We start from the raw sequence: 21780 nt of genomic DNA, 5'->3' as shown, positions 1-21780 counted from the left end.
GGGGGCTACGGCGTGTCGCCGTATCCAAAATGTAATCATGGAAGCGTTAACTTCAAGTGAACAGCATACCGAAATCCTGTTCATTTTCGACAAGGGACGGCCCGGGGGCAGCTCAACAAAACTGTCATAGTGCAGACACGCCGCTGTCATGGTCCGCCCGCACACAGGCCACAGTGACGGCCCTGGTTCAACATGTAGTGGCGTCACATCCTGGAGGGCACCATGGCTGATCTGCCGCGCATCGACGCTCAGCTTGACGATCCCCCGCTGAAGGCGGACATCTCCCCGCGGGAGGAGAACAGCTTGCCACCCCGCATCGACAAGCAGGCAGGCAAATGGTTGAAGAAGCAGTCCGGCAAACGTCATTACCGGGCTGTTTTCATATCGGACACCCATCTGGGCACGCGAACGGCCCGTGCGGATCTGCTGCTCAATTTCCTGAAAACGGTCAGTTGCGATCAGCTTTATCTGGTGGGCGACATCGTGGATGGCTGGCGGCTGAAGAAAAGCTGGTATTGGGACACCACCCATAATGATGTCATCCGCCGCATCCTGAAAATCGCCAGTCAGGGCACCGAGGTGATCTATATTCCCGGCAATCACGATGAAGGATTGCGCGGCTTTCTCGGTAACAACATGGCCGGGGTCCGGCTGGAGCGGGACGCCATCCATGTGGGCGCCACCGGCAAGCGTTACTGGGTGCTGCACGGCGACGAATTCGACGGCGTGGTGAAATATGCCAAATGGCTCGCCCATGTGGGGGATCATGCATACGGCCTGCTGCTGCGGCTCAACATGGCCTTCAACGCGGTGCGCCGACGATTTGGCTATAGTTACTGGTCCCTGTCCGCCTGGCTGAAGCACAAGGTGAAGAACGCCGTGGAATATATCGGCAAGTTCGAAGAGGCCGTGGCCTTCGAAGCCCGTCGCCGCCGCGTGGACGGTGTGATCTGCGGCCATATTCATCATGCGGAAAAACGCATGATCAACGGCATTGAATATCTCAATGACGGTGACTGGGTGGAAAGCTGCACCGCCCTGGCGGAAGACGACAGCGGCCAGTGGACGATCATCAACTGGGCAGAGGAAGTGGCCGCCCGCATGGCCGCCGCGAAGGACCGCCGAACCCCGAAACCGGCCAAAGGGCGCCTGTCCGCGCGCAAAGTCCGCCGCGCCCGGCCCGCCTTTGGCCGACGGCGGGGCGTGGCCGCCGGAACGGACAGGGTGGCCGCCGAATGACCGGCCTCAATATCCTGCTGGTCAGCGATGCCTGGACACCGCAGGTCAATGGCGTGGTGCGCACACTGCAAACGCTGCGCCGCCACCTTCAGGCGCGAGGGCACCGGGTGACGATCATCGCACCACGGCTTTTCCACACCGTGGCCTGCCCCACCTACCCGGAAATCCGGCTGGCTGTGGGTGCCAGACCGCTTATGCGCCGCCTGATGAACCGCCGCCGCGTAGATGCGGTCCATATCGCCACGGAAGGCCCGCTCGGCTGGGCCGCGCGCGCGATCTGCACACAGCGGGGCTGGCCGTTCACCACCGCCTATCATACCGCCTTTCCCGACTATATTGCCGCCCGCACCGGATTGCCGGCAGGCTGGTTCCATCCGCTGTTCCGGCGTTTTCATGCGGCGGGTTCGGGTATGCTGGTGGCCACGCCCAGCGTTCGGGCCGCCCTGCGCGCCAGGGGCTATAGCAACATCAGGAGTTGGACCCGCGGCGTGGACACCGCCTGTTTCCATCCGGGACCGCGCACCGGGCTGAACCCTTTTCTGCCCGAAGAAGCCCAGCGTCCGATCCAGCTTTATGTGGGCCGCGTGGCGGTGGAAAAAAATCTGGAAGCCTTCCTGAAAAGCACCGTTCCCGGCACCAGGGTGGTGGTGGGCGATGGCCCTGCCCGCGCCCGTCTGGAAGCGACCTATCCAGACACGGTGTTCACCGGCGCCTTGTTCGGGGCGGAACTGGCGGCGGCCTACAGAGCGGCGGATGTGTTTGTCTTTCCCAGCAGAACCGACACATTCGGCCTTGTGATGATCGAGGCGCTGGCCTGTGGCACACCGGTGGCCGCCTATCCCGTGCAGGGACCGCTGGACGTGCTGGGCGCCGACGGCACCGGCCCCTTCGCGCACTGGCACCAGCCCGTGGCGGCGCTGAACGACGACCTGGACACCGCCATCACCCAGGCCCTCGAACATGACCGGGCCGCCTGTGCCGACTTTGCCCGGCTGTATGACTGGGACCGGGTGGCCGACCAGTTCCTGAATGCGATCACGCCAATCGCCCCGTGGGGCCGCGCAAACGGCGGGGCTGCATCCGACGCGGCGCTATCAACGCGGGCCGAGGGCGGCCTCGACCGGTGAGAAGCGCAGATATTCAGCGGGCAGAACGCGGGCCAGCGCGGCCATGTCGCCCGGCGTGCCGGTAGTAAGCTGGCGCACCTGCCCGCGCCCCGGCGGGTCCATATCCGGGTGCCGGACCAGATAACGACCCAGCGCATGGGCGACGATATCCGGCTGGGAATAGATCGGCACATCCGGCCCCAGGGCCTTGCGGAAACTGTCCCCCGCCAGCGGGAAATGGGTGCACCCCAGCAGCACCGCATCCGGGCGGAGCACGCCGAGCCCGGACAGGCTGTCCAGCGCCTCGGCCACATAGCCCGCCACCAGCCCGTCCACCGGCCGCGACCCGGCCCCGCCTTCCAGCGCATCCACCAGCCCCGGACAGGCTTTCTGCACCAGCCGGATGCCGGGGGCGCGCTTGGCCACCTCCTCGGAATAGGCGCCACTTTCCACCGTTTTGCGGGTTGCGAACAGCACAATGGTCTGCTCGCCGCCCCGCTGCCGGGGCGCCTCTTCCTGCCAGTCCAGCCCTGTCACCTGCTCCACCGTCGGCACCAGCACACCAAGGATGCGGTTGCCGGGCCAGGCATGGTCCAGCCATGTCTGTTGCAGGGTGCGCAGCGCCACCGCCGCCGCCGTGTTGCAGGCCAGGATCACCAGCGTACATCCCGCCTGCATCAGCCGGTCCACCCCCGACCGGGTCATGGCAACGATCTGCTCATTGCTGCGGTGGCCCATGGGGGCATTGGCATGATCCCCCAGATAGAGGAAATCACGGTCGGGAAATGTGCGCCTCAGGGCCTGAAGGATGGTCAACCCGCCAGAGCCGGAATCGAATACGCCGATCATGATGCCTCCCCGCCGCCCCCGGCGGCCAGATGCTCCAACCCGTATCGGGCCACCTTGCGATACAGGGTGGATCGGCCAATATCAAGGCGGCGGGCCGCTTCGCTCATGCGGCCCTCATAGCGGATCAGGGCGGCCCGAATGGCCCGCGCCTCTATGTCCGCCAGGCGGCAAACATGCCCGGCATCATCGAAAAAGCCACCCTCCCGGATCGGTGTGGTCAGCGGTGCCGCATCCGCCCCCTTCAGGGCCGGGGAACGGGCGGGCACATGGCCATCGGCCTCGGCGGGCGTTGCATCCTCCGGCCTTGGGATATGGGGGAAATCGGCGGGCTCCAGCCGGTCACCGCCGGACAGGATCACGGCGCGGAAAAGCACATTCTGCAACTGCCGGATATTGCCCGGCCAGTCATACCCTTCCAGCAGGGCGAGCGCCGCCGAGGACAGGCGCTTCAGCGGCAGATCCTCCACCTCTGATATGCGGGACAGCAGCGCATGGGTAAGCGCCGGGATGTCCTCCCGCCGCTCCCGCAGCGGGGGCAGGGTCACCGGGAACACGTTCAGCCGGTAATAAAGGTCCTCGCGGAAGCCGCCCTCATCCACCAACCCGGCCAGATCGCGGTTGGTGGCGGAAATCACCCGGATATCCACCGGCACGGATGCCCGCGCGCCCAACGGGTCCACCCGCTTTTCCTGCAAGGCGCGCAACAGCTTTACCTGAACATCCAGTGGCAGTTCCCCCACCTCGTCCAGAAACAGCGTGCCCCCGCTGGCTTCCTGAAAGCGCCCGATCCGGCGCTCGGTGGCGCCGGTAAAGGCCCCTTTTTCATGGCCGAACAAAATGCTTTCCACTAGGTTTTCCGGGATCGCACCACAGTTCACGGCGACGAACGGCCCGGCGGCGCGGCGGCCCGCCTCATGGATGGCCTTGGCGAACACCTCCTTGCCCACGCCGGATTCGCCGTCCAGCAAAACGGGGATGCTGCTGGCGGCGGCCTTTCTGGCCATGGCCTTGGCCCGGCGCATGGGCGGGCTGTCCCCCACCAGACCGTCAAAGCCATGGGGGCTGTCTTCCGGCACCATGGGGGCGATGTCCCCCATCAGGGTTTCGGTTTCCAGCGCCGCGCGCAGGGCGCCCCGGATACGCTCCGCACTGGCGGGCTTGACGATGAAATCGCTGGCCCCCGCGCGCATGGCGTCCACCACCGTGGCCACCGACGACCGGGCCGTCAGCATCACCACCGGCAGCCGGGCCAGATGAGGCTGAATCGACTTCAGCACGGCGATGCCATCCATTCCCGGCATCACCAGATCCAGCAGCATCACATCCACCTGCGGGCTGTGCGCATCGTTCAGGCGGTCAATGGCGGCGGCACCGTCGGGGACCGTTTCGGCCAGATAGCCCGCTTTTTCCACCACCGCGGTCAGCAGGGTGCGCTGGGTGGCTTCATCCTCCACAATCAAGACACGGCGCTGAGACATGGCATGGTCACTCCTGAGCTGTCACGCCTTCAGCGGCGCCATCCTGAATCACATTGTGCCATTTCAGGACAACACGCCCGTGAATGCAAGCCGGGACATCAAACCCGCAAAACCATGGCTAGCGCACACCGGTCACCACTTTCAGGCGCAGCATGGCAAGGCTGCCGAACAAGGGCCCCAGGGCCAGCAGCGCCAGCGTGCCGCGCCAGCCAATCGCGGCGGCGACGCTGGGGGCCAGTTGAACCGTGCCCACGGTGAGCAGAAAGCCCAGCGCTGTTTGCAGGCTGAGCAGACTGCCCACCCGATCCGCCGGGGCCATGTCCGCGATCAGGGCCGAGAATTGCGGACTGTCGGGAATCACACTTGCCCCCCAGACGAGCGCCGCCAGCGCCACAAGCCAGACCGGGCCGCCAAGGGCCGCCGCCGTGGCCAGCGCCGACAGGCCGCTGATCGCCATGAAAAGCAGGGTCACATTGGCCTTGCCCACCCGATCCGCCAGCCGCCCGCCGATCAGGCAGAACACCGCGCCCGCGCCCACCGCGGCAAAGGTGACAATCTGGCCCATGCGCGCCGCCGGGCCCGCGCCCAGCGCATCCGCATAAGTGGTGCCCAGCGCCAGCGCCAGCCATGCCCAGAAGGCGTACAGCTCCCACATATGGCCCAGATAGCCCAGCGTGGCATAGCGCAGGCCCGGATGATGCCAAAGCGTGCCAAGGGCGCCGGGATCGAGCCGGGCGGCGCGGGCATGATGGGGGCCCAGCGCCGTGGCCATGGTTGGCAGACTGCCCAGCGCCGCCACGCCCGCCGCCACCATCAGCGCCAGCCGCCAGTCCGCGCCGCCCAGAAAGCCGATCAGATAGGGCGTGGCCGAACCCAGCGTGAGCGCGCCCACCAGAAGACCCACCAGCCAGCCGCGATCCCGCACGCCCCAGGCCACCGCCAGCCGCATTCCCACCGGATACACACCGGCCAGCATCACGCCGGTGAAAAAGCGCAGCCCCACCGAAACGGCCCCGCCCGGCGGCAACAGTGCCAGCGCCAGCGTAGCGGCGGCGGCCAGAAGACCGCTAAGTGTGAACACGCGGCGCGGGTCCAGCCGATCCGGCAGCGACAGGGCCGCCGAGCCCAGCGCCCCCACCACGAACCCGGCCTGTACACTGCTGGCCAACAGGGCCTGCATGACCGGCGACAGGTCCACGCTTTGCAGCATGTCCGGCAATACGGCGCTGGCGATGAACCACAGCCCCATGGCGGCGGTCTGCCCGATCAGAAGGAAGGCAAGCGCCGCGCGGCGCGACTGAAAAAGGGGTGGCACGCTGTCAAACTCCCTTGGCCGGGGTGCATGGTCGGTGGCCGATGTCACGCCCGGCCCGCCCTTCAGGGCTTGGCCGCCCGCGGCCCCGCCGTCAAGCCCCCACGCGGTTGGCGACTGCCTTTTACAGGGCTTGTGCCGCAGCGCACAAACGCGTATAAGGCGCCGCAAATGGTCCGGTAAGATATCCGGTGCCCGGCTTGCCACATGAACGGCACCGGGCCTTTTTTCTTTTGCAGCGTTAAGGGTTCATCCATGGCCGCCGAACAATCCAAGTCCCTGAGAAACATTGCCATCATCGCCCACGTGGATCATGGCAAGACAACCCTGGTGGACAATCTGTTCCGCCAAAGCGGCGAAGTGCGGGAAAACCAGCGCTTCGACGAGCGCGCCATGGACCGCGGCGATCTGGAAAAGGAACGCGGCATCACCATTCTGGCCAAGTGCACCAGCGTGATGTGGCAGGATACCCGCATCAACATTGTGGATACCCCCGGCCACGCCGATTTCGGCGGCGAGGTGGAGCGCATCCTGTCCATGGTGGACGGCGTGGTGCTGCTGGTGGATGCCGCCGAAGGCCCCATGCCACAGACCAAGTTCGTCACCCAGAAGGCACTGGCGCTGGGCCTGAAGCCCATCGTGGTGGTCAACAAGGTGGACAAGCCCGATGCCGCCCCGGATGACGCCACCGACGCCTGCTTTGACCTGTTCGTGGCGCTGGAAGCGGAAGACGACCAACTGGATTTCCCGATCCTGTATGCCTCTGGCCGCGATGGCTGGGCCACGGACGATCTGGAAGGCGGCGCGCGGGAGAATCTGCACCCGCTGTTCAACACCATTGTGGAGCATGTGCCCGAACCGCGCCCGATCCGCGAGGAGCGGCGGGAGGAGCCTTTCTCCATGCTGATCTCGCTGCTGGAGCGGGACAGCTTCCTTGGCCGCATCCTGACGGGCCGGGTGCAGTCCGGCCAGATCCGCGTGGGCGACACCATGCACGCGCTCTCTCGCAAGGGGGACGTGGTGGAAACGGGCCGCATCACCAAGCTGCTGGCCTTCCGGGGCCTGGAGCGCGTGACGGTGGAGGAAGCCAGCGCCGGGGACATCGTTGCCATTGCCGGCCTGCAAGTGGCCACCGTGGCCGACACGCTGGCCGACCGCAGCATTTCCGAGCCCATCCCCTCCCTGCCGGTGGACCCGCCGACGCTGGCCATGACCTTTTCGGTCAATGACAGCCCGCTGGCGGGCCGGGAAGGCGATTATGTCACCTCCCGCGTGCTTCGGGACCGGCTGATGAAGGAAGCCGAAGGCAATGTGGCCATCGAGGTGCGCGAAACCGAAAGCAAGGAATCCTTCGAAGTGGCGGGCCGCGGCGAACTGCAACTGGGCGTGCTGATCGAAACCATGCGCCGGGAAGGCTATGAAATGGCCATTTCCCGCCCCCGCGTGCTGGAGCGCACGGACGACAATGGCCGCCTGCAAGAGCCCTATGAAACCGTGCAGGTAGACGTGGACGAAGCCTATCAGGGCGACGTGGTGGAAAAACTGTCCCAGCGCAAGGCGGAGCTGAAAGGCATGGTGCCGTCCGGCGCGGGCAAGGTGCGGCTGACCTTCGATGCCCCCGCGCGCGGTCTGATCGGCTATCATGGCGAATTTCTGACCGACACGCGCGGCACCGGCATCATGCACCGCACCTTTGACCGCTATGACGCGCACAAGGGCCCCATTGCCGGGCGCAAGGCGGGCGTGCTGGTGGCCACCGCGCCGGGCAAGGCGGTGCCCTATGCCCTGTTCAATCTGGAAGGCCGCGGCGTCATCATGGTGGACCCCGGCGTGGACGTTTACGAAGGCATGATCATCGGCGAGCACAGCCGGGAAAACGACCTGGATGTGAATGTTCAAAAAGCCAAGCAGCTCACCAATGTGCGCGCTGCGGGCAAGGACGACGCCGTGAAACTGACACCGCCGCGCAAGCTGCCGCTTGAAGAGGCGCTGTCCTATATCAATGACGACGAGCTGGTGGAAGTGACGCCGCAGAATATCCGTCTGCGCAAGGTGTTCCTGAAGCCGCACGAGCGCAAGAAAGCCGCCAAGGCAAGCTGATCACCGCCGCCAATGGTGCTTGTGGCGCGTGTCGCGGCCCGTTACAGTTCAGGCCATGAACACCCTTATCGATGCCCTTGCGCATCAGGCCGATTGGGCCGACCGGCTCGGCTCCCCCTTCGTGGCGCGGCTCTGCCGGGTCACGGCGGCGCATGGCATGACCGATCCGGTGCTTGCCCGGCTTGTGGCCCCGTGGGCCAGGGGGCGGCGCGATCCGGTGGCGGATGCGCTGCCGCTCAGGCTGGCGGGGGCATTGCATCATCTGGTACTGGCAGGCACCGATGACGACCTGGCCGCGCTGTTCCCGCCCAATGACCCGCCGGACGGGGACGCCGCCTTCTGGTTGACGGTGCGAACGGCGCTGTCCACCCATGAAGACGCCATCGCCAATCTGCTGGACCACCCACCCCAGACCAATGAAGTACAGCGCAGCGCCGTGCTGCTGCCGGGCCTGCTTACCGTCGCCGACCGCTGCAAGCTGCCGATCCGGCTGCTGGAGCCGGGCGCCAGCGCCGGGCTCAACCTGCTCTGTGACCGCTTCTTCTATCGCTTTTTGCGAAGCGGCGACGACCCGCCCGCCGAATGGGGCCAGCCCCGGTCGGAAACCGTCATCACGCCAGAATGGTCCGGCCCCCTGCCGCCGCTATCGGCCAGGCTGGACATCCGGGAACGACGCGGCGTGGACCTTCATCCGCTGGACCTGCGCCGGGAGGCACACCGGCTGACCCTGATGGCCTATATCTGGCCGGACCAGATCGCCCGGCTGCGCCGCGTAAAGGCCGCCATGGACACCGCCCGCGCCCGGCCCGTGGCGCTGGATACGGGGGCGGCAGCGCCCTGGCTCGCCAGCCGATTGGGGGAGAACCCCGCAGGCTGGGCCACGGTGGTGATGCATTCGATCTTCTGGCCCTATCTGTCCGACCGGGAACGCATGGCGATCGAGGACAGCCTGGAACAGGCGGGCGAAAAGGCCGGGCCGCGCAGCCCCCTGGCCTGGCTCCGCTTCGAGCCGGAGCGGGACGGAGAAACCCATGCCCTGAGCCTGACCCTGTGGCGCGGCGACGGCGACGACGGCGTGCGAAAGCGCCTGGCCGTGGCCGACCCCCATTGCAATGCGGTCCAGTGGCTGGCCTGACCACCATCAGAGCCTGACCGCCCTCAGGGCACCAGACCGCGCCGCCCCTGCCGGTTTGCGCACCCGGTCCATGACAAACTGCCGCACCCGGCGATGACCAGGGGCGCTTCATTGCCCCCCAACTGGCGGATTTTTGCGCTTTTCAGGGTTCAATCAGGGGTTCAGATTAGTTCCGCTAATTGAAACGGCGTTCTTGAACAAGTAAAACTAAATCCATATGTAACAGACAACGCATCATGCAGGGCACCCCGAAGCCCGGCAACCACCGCCCGATCGCCCAGCCAAGGAGGAAACCATGCCGGACACGAACACCGCCGGGTTCAACACCGTAAAACCCGATGTGACCGCCTTTTTCGACGAGGACACGTTCACCGTGTCCTATGTGGTCAAGGACCCGGCAAGCCACCATGCGGCCATCATCGATTCGGTGCTGGACTATGACCCCGCCGCGGGCCGCACATCCACCGCGTCCGCCGACCGGCTGATCGACCATGTGATCCGAAACGGCCTGAGTGTGGACGCCATCATGGAAACCCATGTGCACGCGGACCACCTGTCCGCCGCGCCCTATCTACAGGAAAAGCTGGGGGCGCCGGTGCTGATCGGCGCCAATGTGACCACCGTGCAGGACGTGTTCGGCAAGATGTTCAATGCGGGCACCGCGTTCGAGCGGGATGGCAGCCAGTTCGACCGGCTGTTGCAGGATGGCGACCGGTTCACCATTGGCGGCATGACCGGCACGGCCCTGCACACCCCCGGCCACACCCCCGCCTGCATGACCTATCTGATCGGCGACGCCGCCTTTGTGGGCGATACCATCTTCATGCCGGATTATGGCACCGCCCGCTGCGATTTTCCCGGCGGCGATGCCCGCACGCTCTATGAATCCATCCAGAAAATCTTCGCCATGCCGGATGAGACCCGGATCTTCCTGTGCCACGACTACAAGGCACCGGGCCGGGACGAATATCAGTGGCAGACCACGGTGGGGGAGGAAAAAGCCCGCAACATCCATGTGCATACGGACATCGACATGGACAGCTTCGTGAAAATGCGCACCGAGCGGGACAGCACACTGGGCGCCCCGCGCCTGTTGCTGCCCAGCGTGCAGGTGAACATGCGCGCGGGGCACCTGCCACCGGCGGAAGACAACGGCACCCGCTATATCAAGATTCCGCTCAATGTGATCTGATAACGCGCACTGGCCGCACCGGCCCGACAAGACCGCCGCCATCGCACAAAGGCACCCCCAGCGCACAAGGCACCCAATGTCCGGCCAGTCTTTCATGCTCAAAGCCCTGCCCGCCCTGCGGTGGATGAAACGCTATAACAAGGCCACCCTCGGCGCGGACCTGATGGCGGCGGTGATCGTTACCATCATGCTGATCCCGCAATCGCTGGCCTATGCCATGCTGGCGGGTCTGCCGCCGCAGGTGGGCCTGTATGCCAGCATGGTGCCGATCGTGCTCTACGGGCTGTTGGGCACCAGTTCCGCGCTGGCGGTGGGGCCGGTGGCGGTGGTCTCGCTGCTCACAGCCGCCGCCGTATCCCGCGTGGCGCCGCAGGGCGGCGACATGTATCTCATGGCCGCCATGACACTGGCCCTGCTCAGCGGGCTTTTCCTGCTGCTGCTGGGCGTTCTCAGGCTGGGTTTTCTGGCCAACTTCCTCTCCCACCCGGTGATTTCCGGCTTCATCACCGCATCCGGCGTGATCATCGCCGCCAGTCAGGTCCGGCACATTATGGGCGTGGAGGCGGACGGGCACACCCTGGTGGATGTGCTCACCGCGCTGGCGGGCAAGCTGGATCAGGCCCACCTGCCCACCCTGCTGATCGGGCTGGGCAGCGTGGCCTTTCTGTTCTTCGTGCGCGGGCCGCTGAAGGGGCTGCTGATCCGGGCCGGCATCAGGCCCGCCGCGGCGGCCACGCTGGTCAAGGCCGGGCCCGTGGCGGCGGTGGCCCTCGCCATCACCATCGTCACCGCCCTGGGGCTCGACAGCAAGGGCGTGGCGGTGGTGGGCGCCATCCCCTCCGGCCTGCCCCCGCTCAGGGTGCCGGATTTCCACATGGCGCTGTGGCGGGACCTGATCGGCGCGGCGGTGCTGATTTCCGTCATCGGCTTTGTGGAAAGCGTGTCCGTGGCGCAGACGCTCGCCGCCCGGCGGCGCCAGCGTATCGACCCCAATCAGGAGCTGGTGGCCCTGGGGGCGGCCAATCTGGGCGCCGGGGTCAGCGGCGGCTATCCGGTCACCGGCGGGTTCGCCCGCTCGGTGGTCAATTTCGATGCCGGGGCCGAAACCCCGGCGGCGGGCATCTTCACCGCCGCGGGCATCGCGCTCGCCACCCTGTTTTTGACCCCGCTTCTGACCAATCTTCCCAATGCGGTGCTGGCCGCCACCATCATCGTGGCGGTGCTCAGCCTGGTGGACTTTCGCACGCTGGCCACCACCTGGGCCTATAGCCGCAGTGACTTCGCCGCCATGGCGGGCACCATCATCGTCACCTGGACCGTGGGCGTGGAAGCGGGGGTGGTCACCGGCGTGGCCCTGTCCATCGCGCTGTATCTGTGGCGCACCAGCCGCCCGCACACGGCCATTGTGGGCCGGGTGCCCGGCACCGAACATTATCGCAACATCAACCGGCACGATGTGGTCACCCATCCGCATGTACTGACCCTGCGCGTGGACGAAGGGCTGTATTTCGCCAATGCACGCTATCTGGAAGACCTGATCCAGGACCTGGTGGCGGATAATCCAGAGGTCCGGCACGTGGTCCTGATGTGCCCGGCGGTGAACCATATCGACGCCAGCGCGCTGGAAAGCCTGGAAGCGATCAATGAACGGCTGGATGAAGCGGGCATCCGCTTTCACCTGTCCGAAGTGAAAGGCCCCGTCATGGACCGGCTGCAAAAAACCGATTTCCTGACGCATCTGAGCGGCAATGTGTTCCTGAGCCAGTATCAGGCCATGGACCATCTGGGCGATCGCCCGAAATCCCCACCGGGGGATGGAGCCGCCCCGCCAACCGGCGGGGGCGCCGCGCAATGAATGCGCCCGCCGCGCCCTTGCGCATTTTAATGGCGGAAGGAAAAGGAATGACGCTATAAGTGATTTGCGCCCGATTGGCGGCGCTTGATACGCTGAAATACCATGCACGGACACACGACCACCAAAAAAACATTCAAGTCGCTGCCCTGGGGGGCACCGGCGCCGCATTTCAATGCGCCCACCCCCACGCGCAACCGCTTTGCCTTTTCCAGCCTTGGCGGACGGTTCATCGCCCTTGCCTTTGTGGAAAACCCGGCGGACCCGGCAACGGCCCGACTGCTGGACAATCTGATCGCCCGCGATATTCCGGTGAACGATGCCCAGTACTGCCTGTTCGCCGTGGTGCCCGATGCCGCTGCGGCGGACAATCCCCGGCTGCGCCGGGCCTTCATCCGCGACCGGGTGTTCATCGACACGGATCGCGCCATCGCGCGGGCTTATGGCGCCCATGACCCGGCCAGCGGCGAGGTGTTCGAACACTGGCTGATCATCGACCCGGACATGCGGATCATGGCGGCGGGGCGACTGAACGTGCTTCACCGCATAGCGGACGAACTTCAGGCCACGCCCCCGGCGGAAACCCATGCGGGCTGTACCCGCCCGGCACCCATCCTGGTGATGCCCCGCATCCTGGAACCTGATTTCTGCGACCATCTGGTACAGCTTTACCGCGCCGGACAGCCCCGCCAGTCCGGCACCATGGTGGAACGCGGCGGGCGCACGGTGGGCGAGGTGGACCCCGGCTTCAAACGCCGGTACGACTATCATATTGATGATCCCCGCGTTCGCGCCGCCTTCAACTGGCGGCTGCGCAGGCGGCTTTTCCCGCAGATCGAAAAAGCCTTCAATTTCCGCCCCACCCATATCGAGCGCTATATCGTGGCCTGCTACCGGTCCCAGGATACGGGTTTTTTCAAGCCGCACCGGGACAACACGACCAAAGGCACGGCCCACCGGCGATTCGCGGTTACCATCCATCTGAATGACGATTTCGAGGGGGGCGGATTGTGCTTTCCCGAATTCGGCCAGCAAATCTACAATCCGCCGAAGGGCGGCGCCGTGGTCTTTGGCTGTTCCCTTTTGCATGAGGCCCGGCCCGTCATCCGGGGGGAGCGGTTCTGCACCCTGCCCTTCCTGTATGATGATACCGGCGCTGCCATCCGCCGGGAAAACGCGGCCTTTCTGGGCGAAGAGCCCGGAGGCGCCTATCGCCCGCCGCTTGGCGCCGGGCCGGAAAGGGCCGAGCGGGTGGACTGACCATCCTGATGAAAGTATGGCATGTATCCTGCCATGTCACCGTGTATCCGGCGGAAAATGCCGTCCCTTTATCGCCATCACCCCCTTGTGACGGGCCGTGACCCGGCGCATGATGGGGGTCTTGAATCACGCCCATGAAGGATGAAACGATTGCGCCTTGTCAGGCAGATATCAAGGTGGGGTCGCACCGGGGTGCGGCATCTGGCCAGACTTGCGGCATGTGCCCCACCGGGGGCGCTCCTTATAGGGCTCCTGTTTCTGACCGATGCGGCGAGAGGCGCGCTGTTTGCCGCCACCGCGACGGACCTGACCCTGCTGACGGAACAGAACCCGCCGCACAATTATCAACACCCGGAAACGGGCAGGCTGACAGGCACCGGCACCAGGGTGGTACAAGAACTGATGCAGCTTACCGGCATCGCGCACACCATCACCCTGCTGCCATGGCAGCGCGCTTTCCAGAAAACGCTGAGCGCGCCGGACCATTGCCTGTTTTCCATGAACCGCACAGCGGCACGGGAAGATCGCTTTGCCTGGGTGGGGCCGCTGATCACCGGCAAATGGCAATTTTACAGCCGCCAGCAGGATCACCTGACCCTTGAAAGCGTCGAGGACGCCCATGATCTCGTGGTCGTGGGCCTGCGGGGCAGCGCCAATCTGGCCAGTTACCGCGCCACCGGGGGCAAGCGCATCATCGCCGTGGATGAAGATGCCATGGCCGCTGATCTTCTGATGCACGGCCGGGCACGCCTGTGGCTGACGGGGAAGCGGGACGCGCACCATGTGATGGAACGCGACCCCCGCGTAAAGGCCCGGCTGGCCCTGACCTTCCGCGACGTGCGCCTGTCCCTGGGCTGCCATCCCGATACCGACCCCACCCTGATGGACAGAATGCGCACCGCCCTGCCCCGCGCCCGGCGGGCGGCGCGGCAGGATCAATAGCCCATACGGCGGCGGAAATCCGTTTCCCTGAGCGCTTCCTGGCGGCGTTCGGCCTCTTCGTCGAGCGCCAGCATGGTTTCGCTCATTTCATGCTGGAAGCGGCGCGCCATGGCCTGATCACCCAATTCCTTATAGGCATCCCGCAGAACAAGATAGGCGGTCTGGCGCGCGGGGCCCACCGGCGCACCCTCGGTCTGGCGCAGCAGCGCACGGGCATGAACGATCGCTTCGCTGACCCGCCCGGCCCGCAGCAGCCCCACCGCTATGGCGCTGCGCAGGTCCATCACGTTTCGTCCCAGCGCGGTCACATCCCCTTCCCGCACCAGCGCCCGCGCATCCCGCACGGCGGCTTCCGGCTCACCATGATAGAGTTGCCGGATCAGCAGCTCCGCCCGCACACCGGCAGCAATGGCGCGATACCCCGCCGTTTCGCAGGCATCCAGTGCGCGGCGCACCATCGGCCCCGCCGGGTCAAGCCCGCGACGCAGCAGAATGAGCCGCGCCTCCTGCGCCCGGCCCGCGCATTCAAGAAGCGGCGAACGCATCAGGCGCCCCAGCCGGCGCATGGCATCGGCGAAAACATGGGCTTCGGCGAACTTCCGGGCTTCCAGAAGATATTGGGACGCCGCCATATTGATCAGTGCATAGGTAAAGGGCACGGACGCACGATTGAGCAGCTCAGCCGCCTGAATCACATATTCCAGCGATGCTTCATACGCGCCGCGCCGGTCTTTCAATGTCGCCATGTAATACAGCGCCCGAATGCGCGTGACGGTGGCGGCGCCATCCAGCGCAAGAGCGTTTTCCAGAACCGCGCTCGCCGCATCATGGTCGCCCAGAATCAGATGGGAATGACCCAGCGCCACCAGCAGACGGCCCTGGTCCTCGGTGGAAAGGTCACGTTCCCGGATCGCGGACAATTGACGGATCGCCCGTTCGGGATCTTCAAGGCGCATACGAATGGCGGCATCCAGATTGCCCACGGACCCGGCCTGGTTCAGAGCGCGCGTCTCGACCAGAGTGGGTTGCCCAAGCGTACCCGCCAGAGGCGCGGACAGCCCGCAGATCACAAGGCCCATCAGACGCAGGGGGCGCTTCATACGCCCCGTCAAGGTCACTGTATCAGGCCGCGCACGCACCACGCGCCTCCCCTGTTCGGCATCTGTCTGCCAGCAGGTCGCAACAGACTTTTTCACTAATATGGGCAAAAAAGGTTAAAAGTCCGGTAGCCGGGCCCTCCTAGGGAATCACAGAATTGTGATATTTACAATCCGCTTATCCCGGTATCGCTTGTGCGTCCAGTGAAACATGCTAACTTCTGGCCATGGTTAGCGGGGATATATCCAGAATTCGCCATCAGGTTCTGACCCTGTCGGGGGACGACACGCGCTGGCGCGAAACCGAACAGACGCTGGAACACCCGGCCCTGCAGGCCCTGCTGGACTATTATGAAGCGCTGCGCCCGGCGCCGGATGCATTGCCGCCCATCGGCGCCTTCCGGGCCATGGACCTGCCCGAACATCTGCCCTATGTGGCACTGATCGCGCTGAACCATGAGGGACGCACGGGCCTTGCAGGGCATTATTACCGGGTTTTCGGCAGTGCGCTGACCCGATTGATGGATATGGAACTGACCGGCCTGAGCATGGCGGATGTGCATTCCGCCTTTCCCGAACGGACGCAGCGATCCTATGCCATGCACTGCCATGTGGCCGAACGCGCCCGGCCCATGCGCATTACGGGGCCACAAAAAGGCACCGCCAAGGATTTCATCCGGGTGGAGGCCCTGTTGCTCCCCTTTGCCGAGGATGGCAAAACTGCGGACCATCTGATCACGGAACTCAGATTCTAGGCACGGCGTCCCATACCATCCGGCCATCACGATCCGGCAGGAAAGGAACCGGCAAGACCATGACCCACACCCTCAATCCCAGCGGGATACGCGCCAAAGCGCCGCGCCGCCCCGACGGCAGCTTTGCCAAAATGATGCTGGACCAGTGCGCGCCCCTGCCACCCCTGAGCGTGGCCGTGGCCCACCCCGTCCATGCCAATGCCATACAGGCAGCCCTTGACGGGGCGGAGGCGGACCTTCTGGTGCCGACCCTGGTGGGGCCGGAAGCGAAGATACGCGCTGCCGCGGATGCGGCGGGCCTGGACATCAGCCCTTTCGACCTGGTGAACAGCGAACACAGCCACGACGCCGCCGCCACCGCCTGCAAAATGGCGGCGGAGGGCCGGGTTCAGGCGGTCATGAAAGGCGCCCTTCATTCGGATGAAATTCTGAGCGCGGTGATCCGCAGCCGCGCGCTCAGGACCGAACGGCGGATCAGCCATGTCTATGCCATGGACGTGAAAACCTATCACAAACCCTTCCTGCTGACGGACGCGGCCATTTCCATCGCGCCGGATCTGTCGGCCAAGGTGGATATCCTGCAAAACGCCATCCATCTGTGGCACGCCCTGTTCGCGTCGCAGAACCGCCTGCCCAAGGCCGCCCTGCTGGCGGCGGTGGAAACGGTGAACCCGTCCATGCAGGTCACGCTGGATGCGGCGGCACTGTGCAAAATGGCGGATCGGGGCCAGATCACCGACGCGCTGCTGGATGGGCCGCTGGCCTTCGACAATGCCATCAGCCGGGCCGCGGCGGAGGAAAAAGGCATCCGATCCGAGGTGGCGGGCGACGCCGATATCCTGCTGGCCCCCGATCTGGAAGCGGGAAACATCATGGGCAAGCAGATGACCTTTTTCGCCGAAGCGGAGGCCGCCGGGCTGGTGCTGGGCGCCCGCGTGCCGGTCATCCTGACCAGCAGGGCCGACAGCCGCCAGACGCGCCTTTTGTCCGCCGCGCTGGCCGTGCTCTACGGCGATGCCCGATCACGGGGCATGTTCACCTGACCCAGCCACGCCCCGCCCCACCGGCAGCCGCATGATACAGGCGGGCCAATGACCGGAAGCACCCCGATGTCAGATGCGATCCTCACCATCAATGCGGGTTCCAGCAGCCTGAAATGCCGCCTGGTGCGGGCGGATGCCCCGGCTGAAAACCTCGGCGATCTGCGTGTCACCGGGCTGGGCGAAGCGCCCGTGCTAAGCGTGGCTGGCAAGGACACCGCGCTCGACCCGAACATGGATCACCGGGCCGCGCTTCATCATGTGCTGCAAAGGGTGGATGTCATGCCGGGCCTGAAACTGACCGCCGTGGGCCACCGTATCGTGCATGGCGGGCCCGACCATGTGCAGCCGGAACGCATCACCCCCGCCCTTCTGGACACGCTGGACAGGCTGACACCGCTGGCCCCCCTGCACATGCCGCACAATCTGGCCCCAGCCCGCGCCCTGATGGCCGATCGCCCGGACCTGCCGCAGGTTGCCTGCTTCGACACCGCCTTTCATGCCACCATGCCTGCCCTTGCCACGCATTTCGCCCTGCCGGAACACTTTTATCAGGAAGGCGTGCGGCGCTATGGTTTTCACGGCCTGTCCTATGAATGGGTGGCGCAGGATCTGGCGCAGAACCATCCCGATCTGTCCCATGGCCGGGTGGTGGTGGCCCATTTGGGCAATGGCGCCAGTGCCTGCGCGCTGAAAGCGGGCAAAAGCGTGGATACCAGCATGGGCATGACAGCGCTGGACGGCCTGATGATGGGCACCCGATCCGGCAGCATAGACCCCGGCGTGGTGCTGTATCTGATCCGCCAGAAAGGCATGACGGCGGACGCGGTGGACCGGCTGCTTTCCACCGGCGCCGGGCTCAAGGGCGTGTCCGGGCGCAGCCATGATGTGCGCCGCCTGCGCGAGAGCCACGACACCGCCGCCGCCTTCGCGCTGGACATGTTCGCCGACCGGGCAGCCAAATGGATCGCGGCACTCACCATATCGCTGGGCGGGCTTGACGGCCTCGTCTTCACCGGCGGCATCGGCGAAAACGACACCGAAATGCGCGCCGCCATCACTGACCGCCTGGCCCATCTGGCCCCGTTCCGGGCGCTGACCATCCCCACCAATGAGGAAGCCATGATCGCGCACCACACGGCGGGGATGCTTTGATTTCGCTCACGCAAGCGTGCTTTGCACGCGCTCCGCGGGGGCGCGGCACTTGCCGCGGGCCACGGTCGTGGCCTCCGCTCATCCCGCGCAGTGGCGGGATGGCGGTAGAGGATAGGTTGGTGCGGGTGGGAAGCTGTCTTTTTGCGCTCACGCAAGCGTGCTTTGCACGCGCTCCGCGCGGGCGCGGCACTTGCCGCGGGCCACGCTTGTGGCCTCCGCTCATCCCGCCTTGGCCGCTTGCGCGGCCCGGCTTTGTTTCCGCTCACGCCTGAGCGCTGCGCGCTGCGGCTCCGCGGGGGCGCGGCACTTGCCGCGGGCCACGGTCGTGGCCTCCGCTCATCCCGCAAATGCGGGATGGCGGTAGAAGCGGCGCCGGTGCGGGCGGGGTGTGGTTTGTGCTGAGCATGTGGGATGGGGTGCTTCAGGTTGGGGGCTGATCATCCGAAACCGGGAGTATGGCGGGCACATGGGATGGGGCGCCGAGGCGGATCAGGGTGCCTGCCGGATCGCTTAAAAGGTCGGCCAGAAGCGTGTGCGCCACCCGGCGATTATATCGGGCGCGCAGGGAGAGCGCCAGATGGTGCAGGCGCCACAACACAGGCACACGCGCCAGGTGGCGGGTCACGGAAAGGGGCCAATGCCTGCCGTCCGCATGAAACAGGGGCCTGCGCGACATGGCACCCAGATGGAACAGCACATCCCCGTACAGCCCGCCCACAAGGGGGTGCACATTCCGCCTGTTGCTGCGATACAACGGCTGCCAGCGCAGCCCCGCCCGGTGCGCGGCATGGGCATAACCGATCCCGGTATCGGGCCGCTGGCCCACCTGTGACAGCCAGTTCGCATAGGCATCGGATCGGGTCGTGGCCTCATCCGGCCAGAAGGTGGGGCCAGCATCCTCGAAAAAGCGCCGGGTGATGACACAGCCGGATGGATGCGGCAGCACCGTGTCGCCATTCTCCCGGCGCAGAATGGCCGTAAAGGGCGCCGCGCCGGACAGCCGCTCCGCCCAGTCCGGCACGATGGGGAAGCTGTCCGTATCCAGTGTCAGCACGCGGTCGGCCCCCTCGGCGAAAGCGCGCGCCACCAGCCGGTCCAGCAACAGGCCATGTTCCCGATTGGGGTTGCGTGTTTCCGCGCCTTCCGCCATCAGCACCGCACGCGGCCAGTGGGCAAGGCGGACTTTTTCCGCCTGCGTCAGCCGGGGTATGGCGCAATAAACCGGCATGTCCGGGCCTGGGGCCGTGGCCTCGATGAAGCGACGCTGAAGGGTCAGCATGGCGGGCGGCCCCGTGCCCACAAAGCTCACCGTGGCGATGGCCCAGCGCAAGGCTGTCATTCCGCCGCGCGGGGCGGTGCGGCCCCGCCCTGCTGACGCCACAGCCGGGCATAAAGCCCGTCCCGCGCGATCAGGTCGTCATGGGTGCCGCTTTCCACCACCCGGCCCGCATCCAGTACGATGATGCGATCCGCGCCCGCCAGCGTGGACAGGCGGTGGGCCACGGCAATGGTGGTGCGCCCCCGCGCCGCACGGCCAATGGCTGCCTGCACCTGCGATTCGGTGCCGCTGTCCAGCGCCGACGTGGCCTCGTCCAGCACCAGAATCGCCGGGTCGGACAAAATGGCGCGCGCCACCCCAACCCGCTGTTTCTCGCCGCCGGACAGCTTCAGGCCCCGTTCGCCCACCAGTGTTTCCAACCCATCCGGCAGGCTGCGAATGAAATCGCCCAGATTGGCCTGTTCCGCCGCCGCCATCACCCGCGCTTCATCGGCGCCCGCCGCACCATAAGCGATATTGTAGCGCAGCGTGTCGTTGAACAGCACCACATCCTGCGGCACCAGCGCCATGGCGCCGCGCAGGTCCTTCTGGCGCACGTCACGCACATCCTGCCCGCCAATGGTGATGCGCCCCGCATCCACATCGTGAAAGCGGAACAGCAGCTTCAATATGGTGGATTTGCCCGCCCCGCTCGGCCCCACAATGCCCAGGCTTTCACCGCCTTTCAGGGTGAAGGACACATCATCCAGCCCGCCCGCGCGGCCCGCATGGATGAAGCTGACCCGATCGAACAGGATATCGCCGCCCGGATGGCTGAGTGGCCCGGCGTCTTCCCTGTCCGCCACATCCGGGCGCACGTCCATCAGGGCGAACAGCTTTTCCATGTCCACCATGCCCTGCCTGATCTCCCGCCAGGCAAAGCCCAGAATATTGAGCGGGCGATAAATGTTCATCAGGATCAGCACCACGGCGGTCACGTCCCCCGCCTGCATGGTCCCCTCAAGCGCGCCGAAGCCCGCCAGCAGCGCCACCGCCAGCAGGCCGCCATTCATGATCAGTTCCTGGCCCGCATTCAGCCCGGACAGCGAGCGCATCAGCCGCACATAAAGCCGATTGAAGCGGCGGCGTGCGCTGTCATAGCGGTCGCGCTCCCGGTCCTCGGCGGCGAACGCCTTGACCACTTCAAAATTGGTCAGCGAATCCATGGCCCGCGCCCGCAGGTCCGTATCCACCTCGTTCAGCACGCGCCGCTGCCGGGTGCGGAATTCGGTCACCACGATCGTGAAAAGGCCGTAAGCCGCCACCGTGGCCACGGCGGCCAGCGCGAACCAGCCGCCAAAGGTCGCTTGCAGCACCACCGCCGCCAGCACCAGTTCAATCAGAGTGGGGGCGATATTGAAGGCGAGAAAGCGCAGCAGATATTCCATGCTGGCCGCGCCCCGCTCGATCACCCGGTTGAGCGCCCCGGCCCGCCGCGACAGGTGAAACCCCAGCGACAGATTCTGCGCATGGCCATACGCCTCCACCGCCACGATCCGGCTGGCATCCTGTGTCACCTTGACAAAAAAGGCATCGCGCAATTGCGGCAGCGCCTGCGCCAAAAAGCGCGCCCCGGCATAGGCGGCAAAGAACCAGATGAAGCTTTGTGTGGCGCCGCCCGCGGGAATCAGGTCCGCCAGAAAGGCTTTCAGGCCATGGGTCGGCGCCTCGGCGCCCTCGTCGGCGGCCAGGCGGTTGATCCCTTCCCCGATCATCAGGGGGGCCGCCACGGAAATCATCTTGGCCAGCACGGTCAGCGTGAAGGCGGCCACGATGGCCGGTCGCCAGCGCCTGAGGTCGTGGCGGAAAAAGGTGGTAAACAGGCGCGCAAGGGTGCGGCCCAACGTGGCACGATGGGCGGCCAGATCCTCGAAACGCTGACTGTTGGGCACGGCGGACGGATCATCCATCGGCGGTTCGCCCGTGGCGCGATAGCCTCTCATGAGTGTG

General features: G+C 65.8%; 17 protein-coding genes. 11 read left to right on the top strand and 6 right to left on the bottom strand.

The features are described 5' to 3' along the window. The first annotated feature begins 222 nt into the window (after positions 1-222). A complete protein-coding gene (locus WGH93_RS03445) occupies positions 223-1239 on the top strand; it encodes a UDP-2,3-diacylglucosamine diphosphatase (protein WP_374763455.1) in 1017 nt (338 codons plus the stop codon). Continuing rightward, positions 1236-2366: a glycosyltransferase family 4 protein gene (locus tag WGH93_RS03440; RefSeq protein WP_374763454.1), complete on the top strand. Its 1131-nt coding sequence runs from the start codon at positions 1236-1238 to the stop codon at positions 2364-2366. Before WGH93_RS03445 ends, WGH93_RS03440 begins: the two co-directional genes overlap by 4 nt. Here WGH93_RS03440 and WGH93_RS03435 read toward each other — a convergent pair. The 3 genes from WGH93_RS03435 to WGH93_RS03425 form a co-directional block, all read right to left on the bottom strand. Continuing rightward, positions 2334-3194, bottom strand: a complete 861-nt coding sequence (locus WGH93_RS03435) for a glutamate racemase (protein WP_374763453.1) — start codon at positions 3192-3194, stop codon at positions 2334-2336. The two genes, WGH93_RS03440 and WGH93_RS03435, sit on opposite strands and share 33 nt — an antisense overlap. Further along, entirely contained in the window at positions 3191-4672 is a 1482-nt protein-coding gene (locus WGH93_RS03430; RefSeq protein WP_374763452.1) for a sigma-54-dependent transcriptional regulator, read from the bottom strand. Before WGH93_RS03430 ends, WGH93_RS03435 begins: the two co-directional genes overlap by 4 nt. Positions 4673-4790: 118 nt before the next feature. Then, positions 4791-5987 carry an MFS transporter gene (locus tag WGH93_RS03425; RefSeq protein ID WP_374763451.1) on the bottom strand — a complete coding sequence of 399 codons (1197 nt, stop codon included), beginning with the start codon at positions 5985-5987 and terminating at the stop codon, positions 4791-4793. Positions 5988-6239: 252 nt separating this feature from the next. Here WGH93_RS03425 and typA point away from each other — a divergent pair, with 252 nt between their 5' ends. From typA to WGH93_RS03395, 6 genes are all read left to right on the top strand, one after another. Then, the gene (typA, locus tag WGH93_RS03420; RefSeq protein ID WP_374763450.1) at positions 6240-8084 is read left to right on the top strand and encodes a translational GTPase TypA; all 1845 of its coding nucleotides are present in this window, start codon (positions 6240-6242) and stop codon (positions 8082-8084) included. 55 nt (positions 8085-8139) lie between these two features. Next, on the top strand, positions 8140-9219 hold the full coding sequence (locus WGH93_RS03415; RefSeq protein WP_374763449.1) for a DUF2332 domain-containing protein: 1080 nt from the start codon (positions 8140-8142) through the stop codon (positions 9217-9219). 295 nt (positions 9220-9514) lie between these two features. Then, the gene (locus WGH93_RS03410; protein ID WP_374763448.1) at positions 9515-10411 is read left to right on the top strand and encodes an MBL fold metallo-hydrolase; all 897 of its coding nucleotides are present in this window, start codon (positions 9515-9517) and stop codon (positions 10409-10411) included. A gap of 76 nt (positions 10412-10487) precedes the next feature. After that, positions 10488-12266 (top strand): SulP family inorganic anion transporter, encoded by a 1779-nt coding sequence (locus WGH93_RS03405; RefSeq protein WP_374763447.1) that lies wholly within the window; start codon positions 10488-10490, stop codon positions 12264-12266. A gap of 102 nt (positions 12267-12368) precedes the next feature. After that, the gene (locus WGH93_RS03400; protein ID WP_374763446.1) at positions 12369-13523 is read left to right on the top strand and encodes a 2OG-Fe(II) oxygenase; all 1155 of its coding nucleotides are present in this window, start codon (positions 12369-12371) and stop codon (positions 13521-13523) included. A 192-nt stretch (positions 13524-13715) separates the two neighbouring features. After that, entirely contained in the window at positions 13716-14465 is a 750-nt protein-coding gene (locus WGH93_RS03395; protein WP_374763445.1) for a substrate-binding periplasmic protein, read from the top strand. On the opposite strand, the gene WGH93_RS03390 is transcribed toward WGH93_RS03395, so the two are convergent. Then, positions 14459-15565, bottom strand: coding sequence for a hypothetical protein (locus WGH93_RS03390; RefSeq protein ID WP_374763444.1), 1107 nt, complete (start codon positions 15563-15565; stop codon positions 14459-14461). The two genes, WGH93_RS03395 and WGH93_RS03390, sit on opposite strands and share 7 nt — an antisense overlap. Positions 15566-15789: 224 nt before the next feature. On the opposite strand from WGH93_RS03390, the gene WGH93_RS03385 reads away from it, so the two are divergent. From WGH93_RS03385 to WGH93_RS03375, 3 genes are all read left to right on the top strand, one after another. After that, entirely contained in the window at positions 15790-16317 is a 528-nt protein-coding gene (locus WGH93_RS03385) for a PAS domain-containing protein (RefSeq protein WP_374763443.1), read from the top strand. A 59-nt stretch (positions 16318-16376) separates the two neighbouring features. Further along, complete coding sequence (locus WGH93_RS03380) at positions 16377-17360, top strand: bifunctional enoyl-CoA hydratase/phosphate acetyltransferase (RefSeq protein WP_374763442.1); 984 nt, start codon at positions 16377-16379, stop codon at positions 17358-17360. Between the two features lie 66 nt (positions 17361-17426). Further along, positions 17427-18512, top strand: coding sequence for an acetate/propionate family kinase (locus tag WGH93_RS03375; RefSeq protein WP_374763441.1), 1086 nt, complete (start codon positions 17427-17429; stop codon positions 18510-18512). Between the two features lie 421 nt (positions 18513-18933). On the opposite strand, the gene WGH93_RS03370 is transcribed toward WGH93_RS03375, so the two are convergent. Next, entirely contained in the window at positions 18934-19851 is a 918-nt protein-coding gene (locus WGH93_RS03370; RefSeq protein WP_374763440.1) for a hypothetical protein, read from the bottom strand. Beyond that, positions 19848-21773, bottom strand: coding sequence for an ABCB family ABC transporter ATP-binding protein/permease (locus WGH93_RS03365; protein WP_374763439.1), 1926 nt, complete (start codon positions 21771-21773; stop codon positions 19848-19850). Before WGH93_RS03365 ends, WGH93_RS03370 begins: the two co-directional genes overlap by 4 nt. Positions 21774-21780: the final 7 nt, after the last annotated feature.

It is taken from the genome of Yunchengibacter salinarum, from assembly GCF_037658235.1.
Taxonomy (GTDB): Bacteria; Pseudomonadota; Alphaproteobacteria; order Sphingomonadales; family Kordiimonadaceae; genus Yunchengibacter; species Yunchengibacter salinarum.
Note: the sequence above shows the minus strand (reverse complement) of the source record. Positions and strands in the feature narration are given on the sequence as shown.

Excerpts from the sequence above, each read along its gene's own strand:
- WGH93_RS03445 (WP_374763455.1), top strand. The coding sequence starts at position 223 with ATGGCTGATCTGCCGCGCATCGACGCTCAGCTTGACGATCCCCCGCTG.
- WGH93_RS03370 (WP_374763440.1), bottom strand. The coding sequence starts at position 19,851 with ATGACAGCCTTGCGCTGGGCCATCGCCACGGTGAGCTTTGTGGGCACG.
- WGH93_RS03430 (WP_374763452.1), bottom strand. The coding sequence starts at position 4,672 with ATGTCTCAGCGCCGTGTCTTGATTGTGGAGGATGAAGCCACCCAGCGC.
- WGH93_RS03400 (WP_374763446.1), top strand. The coding sequence starts at position 12,369 with ATGCACGGACACACGACCACCAAAAAAACATTCAAGTCGCTGCCCTGG.
- WGH93_RS03440 (WP_374763454.1), top strand. The coding sequence starts at position 1,236 with ATGACCGGCCTCAATATCCTGCTGGTCAGCGATGCCTGGACACCGCAG.
- WGH93_RS03390 (WP_374763444.1), bottom strand. The coding sequence starts at position 15,565 with ATGAAGCGCCCCCTGCGTCTGATGGGCCTTGTGATCTGCGGGCTGTCC.
- WGH93_RS03365 (WP_374763439.1), bottom strand. The coding sequence starts at position 21,773 with ATGAGAGGCTATCGCGCCACGGGCGAACCGCCGATGGATGATCCGTCC.
- WGH93_RS03415 (WP_374763449.1), top strand. The coding sequence starts at position 8,140 with ATGAACACCCTTATCGATGCCCTTGCGCATCAGGCCGATTGGGCCGAC.
- WGH93_RS03410 (WP_374763448.1), top strand. The coding sequence starts at position 9,515 with ATGCCGGACACGAACACCGCCGGGTTCAACACCGTAAAACCCGATGTG.
- WGH93_RS03385 (WP_374763443.1), top strand. The coding sequence starts at position 15,790 with ATGGTTAGCGGGGATATATCCAGAATTCGCCATCAGGTTCTGACCCTG.
- WGH93_RS03375 (WP_374763441.1), top strand. The coding sequence starts at position 17,427 with ATGTCAGATGCGATCCTCACCATCAATGCGGGTTCCAGCAGCCTGAAA.
- WGH93_RS03380 (WP_374763442.1), top strand. The coding sequence starts at position 16,377 with ATGACCCACACCCTCAATCCCAGCGGGATACGCGCCAAAGCGCCGCGC.
- WGH93_RS03405 (WP_374763447.1), top strand. The coding sequence starts at position 10,488 with ATGTCCGGCCAGTCTTTCATGCTCAAAGCCCTGCCCGCCCTGCGGTGG.
- WGH93_RS03435 (WP_374763453.1), bottom strand. The coding sequence starts at position 3,194 with ATGATCGGCGTATTCGATTCCGGCTCTGGCGGGTTGACCATCCTTCAG.
- typA (WP_374763450.1), top strand. The coding sequence starts at position 6,240 with ATGGCCGCCGAACAATCCAAGTCCCTGAGAAACATTGCCATCATCGCC.